This is a genomic window from Natronospirillum sp. (genome assembly GCF_022565775.1).
Lineage (GTDB): Bacteria > Pseudomonadota > Gammaproteobacteria > Pseudomonadales > Natronospirillaceae > Natronospirillum.
In genome coordinates this window covers 1-7000 of sequence record NZ_JAIUMC010000123.1, presented here as the reverse complement: position 1 = coordinate 7000, position 7000 = coordinate 1, and the positions used below count along the sequence as shown (strand labels likewise).

Genomic DNA, 7000 nt, shown 5'->3' with positions numbered 1-7000 from the left:
TGGTGATAGCTAATCACCATTGCCGGAGAGACACAAGGCTGTGGCCCTTGGCCACTCACGGTTCTGTCAGGCGCCCCTGCCTACAGCAGAAAATTGATGTCCAGCACCATCTCCACCTCGAGCGTGGTGTCAAACTGGGGCGGTGAGCCCTCCGTCTCGGTCACGATCTCGGCCTCCTCGGCACGCAGGTAATCGGTCAGATCAACATCTTCAACCCGATTGAAAGTCGCCTCGCGCTGGTCCGACTCGAAATCGTCATACCAGGCAATCAGCGACTTCTCCTCACCATTGGCATCAATAAAAACCTTCATTTCATCGATAAAATCCAGATCCTGCTGATCAGGATCGGTCACCCGCAGTGTGAACGAAGCCAGACTCGACGACTCCAGATTGTTACGCGTGGCATCACTGTTCTGAAAGTTTTCAGACTCGGTAACGTCAAAACTGCCGAAACCACCCAGAAGATCCCCAAGTGGCAAACCGCCAGACCCCTGGACCTCTTCTTCGGAAATGATCGTCACAGAAATGTTGGTCAACTCCCGAGCGGCATTACAGGCCACCAGCAACAGTGTGAAGACCAGCGCGCCGGTTAGCCACAGGCGTTTGTTGAGTGTCATGGGGTCATCCAGGAGCGTCATTCAGTTGACTCCAGCGTGGCATGAAGGGGTGGATTTTTCCAGTGATGGCATTGCCGCGCGATGCCAAGCTGCCCTAACCGCAATTCAGGGGTTCGGCTGGGAGGGCTATCTTCACATTTTGCTACAGGCCGCGCTGTTGACAGCCGCCTCTGATGACAAGCACCATAATCAGATAAAACTCGCATACTGGAGGAAGCTGTACCGGTCTAAGGAAAGGAGCAATCTAATGAGCCCCCGTTCAGTTGGCCATTCACGGTCACAGTGTCACTACCCGCTTGGAACTTCACTTCTTGTTATCGTCATGTCCTTAGCACTTGCAGGCTGCAACAGCAGTTCCAGCAGTGATGATGATGACTCTTCCGGCATAAGCGGCTCTGAACCTCCGTTTGAAAGCGTGAGTGGGTTTGCTCAAAAGGGTCCATTTCAACAAGGATCCACTGCAACCTTGCAGCCTTTGGATGAACAGGGTGACCCCGACGGTGACGGTGTAACCGCAGATGTCGGCAGTTGGGGTGAATTCGAGTTCGAGGATGTCGACTGGAGCGGTCCTTCTCTGGTGACGGTCGAGGGTTTTCACTTTGACGAAAGTGCAGGCAACTACTCCGGTGACCCGATCTCGCTCACCACCGTGGTAGAGGTCAATGGTGATGGCAATGGTTTTCTGGGCAACGTCAATCTGCTGAGCCACCTGATGGGGCAGGGTATCCGTCAACGCATGGCAGATTCGGACCAGTCGTTGTCAGATCATGCCGAGGCTGTGCTGGGAGAACTTCGTGATGAGCTGGGGCTGATCCTGGATCCGCGAACCCTCAATATGTTTGAACAGGATGATGATGCCCTGCTCCAGCATGAGAGCGGTGTGCTGGCCGAACTGTCCATAGCGGCCAGTTTCCATGACGACTTGGATGAATTGTTGAGTCAGTTCAATGAAGCCTGGGATGATGGTGAATTGACGGATGAGTTCATGGAGCAAGGCTGGGATGCACTGGAAGATACCATTTTGCAGGTCTCGGATAGCGAAGATTTCGAGCAGGCAAGACAACGACTGCGCGACAACTTCAACGACGCCGAGATTTCGACACAGCTTAGCTCAGTGGGAGGCGCAACACAGGTCAACCTTTGCCAGCCCACGACGACCACGGAACCGGTGCCCAGGGTTTGCAAAGGCCATCCGCAGACGACTTCCCTGATGCCGGGAGACTCGGCGGTGTATTGGTTCCGGGCGCCCTACGACGGTGCTTTCAGGTTCCGCACCACCGGTGAGTTGTCTGTTCACGATACGGTCGTGCGTCTGGCCCGCTCTGTTGACGATGAAGGTGACATTGGCACGCCTCGGGAAACCAAGACACACCACGACACCAACACGGTAAGCACTCACATTCTGGAGCAGGGAGATCGGGTCTATATTGAAGTGCAGGCTTTTAGTGGCGCCAACTTCAGTGACCCTCAGGAGGTCACCTTGAGCACGCATCGCCAGAACGAAGGCTCGGCGCGCCGGCCTGCCTGGATCTTTCCTCAGCATGCACCCAACCCTTATGCATTGAACGAGGACATGCAGCATTTTGTGGGATCACAACATCGTTCAGAAGGCGACAATGCCAACAATCAATCCTTCTATCGCTTCGTGGCCTGGGGCTTTTCAACCTTGCGCTACTATGAGTATGCCTGTGGTTTTGAGTCCCTGAATGGGCATACCATCGTCAGCCTGTACCGCTCCAATACTGCCGCCGCAGCCTTCAATAGCGACAACCTGGTTGAATCAGTCGACATGGCAGACCACAACGACGAAGCGGGTAATTGTGAAGTGGATCTGGATGTCTCGCCCGACTCCCAGTATTTCGTGAAGGTCGAGTCGACCGGCACACTGGATGCGGGCTTTGGTGGCGATATGTACACACGACCTGACGCAACCGGAAGCCCGACCTTCAGCAATGCCGGACGCACCGTACATTTCAAGGGCATCAGTGACTGAAACCAGCCTGCCGGTGCTGCCTTCAGTGTCGATGCAGGCTTACAGCTTGATCCAGGTCGCCTTGATCTCGGAGTACTTGTCGAAGGCGTGCAGGGACTTGTCTCGGCCGTTGCCGGACTGCTTGTAGCCGCCGAAGGGTGCCGTCATGTCGCCGCCGTCGAACTGATTGACCCATACCGAGCCGGCGCGCAGGGCGCGCGCCACGCGATGGGCACGGCTGATGTCACGGGTCCACAGGGCGGCGGCCAGGCCGTAGACACTGTCATTGGCGATGCGTACGGCGTCTTCTTCATGCTTGAAGCGCACCACAGACAGCACAGGGCCGAAGATCTCTTCCTTGCAGATGCTCATGCCGGGTTGCACGTCTTCAAAGACCGTCGGTTCGACATAATAGCCGTCACCCAGGTCGCTGACTCGGTTACCGCCGGCGCTCAGGCGGGCGCCTTCGCTCTTGCCCTTCTCGATATAGTCGAGCACGCGCTGCATCTGCCCTTCATCGACAATGGGGCCGATATTGGTTTTCGGGTCCAGCGGGTTGCCGGGGCGCCAGGTCTTCGCCGCTTCCAGTACCTTCTCCATGAAGGTATCGGCGATGCTGTCTTCCACCAGCAGGCGGGAGCCGGCGGTGCAGACTTCGCCCATGTTGAAAAAGATGGCGCTGGCGGCGGCCTTGGCGGCACCCTCCAGATCCGGCGCATCGGCAAAGACGATGTTGGGCGACTTGCCGCCCGCTTCGGTCCAGACCCGCTTCATGTTGGATTCGCCGGCGTAGATCATCAGTTGCTTGGCGACACCGGTTGAGCCGGTAAACACCAGGGTGTCGACGTCATTGTGCAGGGCCAGCGCCTTGCCGGCGGTGTGGCCAAAGCCAGGCACGACATTGAACACGCCCTTGGGCAGGCCGGCTTCTTCGGCCAGCCGCACCATCTTGAGGGCGCTGAGCGGACTCTTTTCGGACGGCTTGAGCACGATGGAATTGCCCATCGCCAGTGCCGGCGCCAGCTTCCACGACGCCATGATCATGGGGAAGTTCCAGGGCACAATGGCGCCCACGACACCGACCGGTTCGCGGGTAACCAGCCCCAGCTCATCTTCGCTGGTAGGAGCCACTTCGTCATAAATCTTGTCGATGGCTTCCGCGGTCCAGCGAAAACAGTTGGGGGTGGCTCGCGCATCAATACCCAGCGAATCGCTGATCGGCTTACCCATGTTCAGGGTGTCGGTCAGCGCCAGCTCTTCGGCATGCTGCTCCAGCAGATCGGCGAAGCGCTGCAGGATTTTCTTGCGCTTGGCCGGTGCCTTGCGTCGCCACACGCCCTCTTCAAAGGCACGTCGGGCCGCCTGAACGGCCAAGTCAATATCGGCAGCATCGCACGAGGCCACATCGGCCAGATGGCGACGGTCTATCGGGCTGTGACAGGCAAAGGTGTCACCGCTGGCGGCGTCTCTTGCGGAGCCGTCAATCCAGGCGCGTCCATCGAATTGTATGTCGGCGGCTTTGCTTTCCCAGTAACTGAGATCATGCCGGTTGGCCATGGTCCTGCCTCGCTGCAAAAGTGATAATAACGATGCTGCAACATTAGCGCACCCTAGTGCAATAATTCAATATATCGAACACTTGATGTTTGATTTATTTTACATAGACTGTGACGGCATAGTGTTCAAAATCTGACTCAGGTGCACTCATGACCTCTCAGCAACCCCCTATTTCGACCGATGCTCTCTGGATGCCGTTTACCGCCAATCGCCAGTACAAGGCCGAGCCACGTGTGCTGGTCAGTGCCGAGGGCATGTGGTACCAAAGCCAGGACGGGCGCAGTATTCTGGACGGCACCGCCGGCCTCTGGTGCACCAATGCGGGCCATTCCCGGCCTGCCATTACGCGGGCCGTGGCCGAGCAGATTGAACGCCTCGACTATGCACCGCCGTTTCAGATGGGGCATCCGCCGTCGTTCGAACTGGCACAGCGACTGGTGCGCCATACACCGGACACGATAAATCATGTGTTCTTTACCAATTCCGGATCGGAGTCGGCGGATACCGCGCTGAAAATCGCATTGGCCTATCAGCGTGCTCGCGGGCACCATCAGCGCACCCGGTTGATCGGTCGCGAGAAGGGCTATCACGGCACCAACTTCGGTGGCATCTCGGTTGGCGGCATGGGCAACAACCGCCGCGCCTTTCCGGTGCAGTTGCCGGGCGTTGACCACTTGCCGCATACGCTGATGCCGGAGGCTGCCTTTAGCCGCGGCATGCCCGAGCAGGGCGCTCATCTGGCCGAGGCGCTGGAGGACATACTGGCGCTGCACGGGCCGGAAAATGTGGCTGCCGTGATCGTGGAACCCATGGCCGGCTCGGGGGGTGTCATTATCCCACCCAAGGGCTATCTGGAGCGGTTGCGCGAAATCACCCTCAAGCACGATATCCTGTTGATTTTCGATGAGGTCATTACCGGCTTTGGGCGCGTCGGCGATGCTTTCGCCGCCAACCGGCTGGGTGTGGTGCCGGACATCATCACGGCGGCCAAGGGCCTGACTAATGGCGCCATCCCGATGGGCGCGGTCTTTGTAGCCGACCATATTCATGATGCCTTCATGCAGGGGCCGGAAGAAACCATCGAGCTGTTCCATGGCTACACCTATTCCGGGCACCCGGTCGCCGCTGCGGCCGGCCTGGCGACGCTCGATATCTACGAGCAGGAAGGCCTGTTCCAGCGTACGCTGGAGATGGAAGCCTACTGGGAAGAGGCGCTGCACAGCCTGCGTGACCTGCCCAATGTGAAGGACATTCGCAATATGGGCCTGGTCGGGGCCGTCGAGCTGGCGCCGGATGACAAGCCCGGTGCCCGCGGCTATCGGGTCTATCATCACTGCTTCTGGAAGAGTAATGCACTGGTGCGCTGCAGTGTGGACACCATCGCCCTGTCACCGCCCCTGATCATCAGCCACGACGAGATCGATCAGCTCGTTGCTGCGCTGAAGCAATCCATATTGGCGGCGGCCTGAGCGCCGCCGCATTCCGACTCATTTTGAAGGACTTTTGTACATGAGCCGTACCGCGCACACTGCGTCCTACTATGCTGCCAGTGCCAACCCTTCTCCCGAGCGCCCCTCACTCCAGGACAGCATCGACACCGATGTCTGCATCATTGGCGCCGGCTATACCGGCCTGTCGACCGCCCTGCACCTGGCCGAAGCCGGCTACAAGGTGGTGGTGCTGGAGGCAGCCCGGGTGGGGTGGGGGGCCTCTGGGCGCAATGGCGGTCAACTGATCAACAGTTACAGCCGGGACGTGGATGTCATCGAGCGCCACCATGGCGCGGACACGGCAAAGATGCTGGGCAGCATGGCGTTCGAAGGCGCTGATATCATTCGCCAGCGCATCGACCAGTACAAGATCGACTGTGACTATCGACCAGGTGGCATTTTTGCAGCGTTCAACCGCAAGCAGATGCAGGAACTGGAAGCCCGTCATGGTCTGTGGGCCAGTTATGGCCACGACCAGACCGAACTGCTGGATACGGCCGCGACGCGGGCCAGAATTCACAGCGACCGCTATCATGGCGCCCTGCTGGACCATCGCAGCGGCCATGTGCATCCGCTCAATCTGGCACTGGGCGAAGCCGCGGCTATCGAGTCGCTGGGCGGACAGATATTCGAAGACAGCCGGGTCACCGGCATCGAACGCAAGCAGCGTCCTGTGGTCACCACCGCCAGTGGCGGGCAGGTCACTGCGGACTATCTGGTGATTGCGGGCAATGCCTATCTGGGTGGCCTGGTGCCCGAGCTGTCAGCGCGTTCCATGCCCTGTGGCACCCAGATCGTGGCTACCGAGCCCCTGGGCGAGACCCGGGCGCGGGACCTGATCACGAATCTGGAATGCGTGGAAGACTGCAACTACAAGCTGGACTACTACCGCATTACCGGTGATTTCCGTTTGGTTTATGGGGGAGGGGTGTCCTATGGGGGGGGTGACCCGGCGTCAATCGAGGCCTTCCTGCGTCCGCGCCTGGAAAAGACTTTCCCGCAGTTGAAAGGCGTGAAACTGGATTATGCCTGGGGCGGTGATTTTCTGCTGACGGTGAGCCGGTTGCCGCAGGTGGGTCGGCTGACGCCGAGCATTTTCTATGCGCAGGGGTACAGCGGCCATGGTGTCACGACCACGCACCTGATCGGCAGGCTGATGTGCGAGGCGCTGAAAGGGCAGGCGGAGCGCTTTGATGCCTTTGGCAGCGTGCGCCACATGCAGTTCCCCGGTGGCCGCGCCTTCCGCAAGCCCTACACTGCGCTTGGCGCCGTCTTCTACGAACTGCGTGATCGGTTGGGGGTTTGATATAGGCGGCTGACGCCGCCATCGGCCAGGGGGCTGGCCTCCTACGGAACATAACCAC

Annotated in this window: 5 protein-coding genes; 3 read left to right on the top strand and 2 right to left on the bottom strand. The window is 59.0% G+C overall.

Annotated features, from left to right (window positions below):
* Positions 1 to 80 precede the first annotated feature (80 nt).
* The gene (locus tag LAT62_RS15245; protein ID WP_293385890.1) at positions 81 to 638 is read right to left on the bottom strand and encodes a hypothetical protein; all 558 of its coding nucleotides are present in this window, start codon (positions 636 to 638) and stop codon (positions 81 to 83) included.
* Between the two features lie 445 nt (positions 639 to 1083).
* Here LAT62_RS15245 and LAT62_RS15240 point away from each other — a divergent pair, with 445 nt between their 5' ends.
* The gene (locus tag LAT62_RS15240; protein ID WP_293385888.1) at positions 1084 to 2610 is read left to right on the top strand and encodes a hypothetical protein; all 1527 of its coding nucleotides are present in this window, start codon (positions 1084 to 1086) and stop codon (positions 2608 to 2610) included.
* 39 nt (positions 2611 to 2649) lie between these two features.
* On the opposite strand, the gene LAT62_RS15235 is transcribed toward LAT62_RS15240, so the two are convergent.
* Positions 2650 to 4146 carry an aldehyde dehydrogenase gene (locus LAT62_RS15235; RefSeq protein WP_293385886.1) on the bottom strand — a complete coding sequence of 499 codons (1497 nt, stop codon included), beginning with the start codon at positions 4144 to 4146 and terminating at the stop codon, positions 2650 to 2652.
* Between the two features lie 149 nt (positions 4147 to 4295).
* On the opposite strand from LAT62_RS15235, the gene LAT62_RS15230 reads away from it, so the two are divergent.
* Both LAT62_RS15230 and LAT62_RS15225 read left to right on the top strand, forming a co-directional pair.
* A complete protein-coding gene (locus LAT62_RS15230; protein ID WP_293385884.1) occupies positions 4296 to 5615 on the top strand; it encodes an aspartate aminotransferase family protein in 1320 nt (439 codons plus the stop codon).
* A gap of 40 nt (positions 5616 to 5655) precedes the next feature.
* Positions 5656 to 6942, top strand: coding sequence for an FAD-binding oxidoreductase (locus tag LAT62_RS15225; protein WP_293385882.1), 1287 nt, complete (start codon positions 5656 to 5658; stop codon positions 6940 to 6942).
* Positions 6943 to 7000: the final 58 nt, after the last annotated feature.

What these genes read in the sequence shown, in the direction of transcription:
- LAT62_RS15230 (WP_293385884.1), top strand. Translation starts at nt 4,296, where the DNA reads ATGACCTCTCAGCAACCCCCTATTTCGACCGATGCTCTCTGGATGCCG.
- LAT62_RS15235 (WP_293385886.1), bottom strand. Translation starts at nt 4,146, where the DNA reads ATGGCCAACCGGCATGATCTCAGTTACTGGGAAAGCAAAGCCGCCGAC.
- LAT62_RS15245 (WP_293385890.1), bottom strand. Translation starts at nt 638, where the DNA reads ATGACGCTCCTGGATGACCCCATGACACTCAACAAACGCCTGTGGCTA.
- LAT62_RS15225 (WP_293385882.1), top strand. Translation starts at nt 5,656, where the DNA reads ATGAGCCGTACCGCGCACACTGCGTCCTACTATGCTGCCAGTGCCAAC.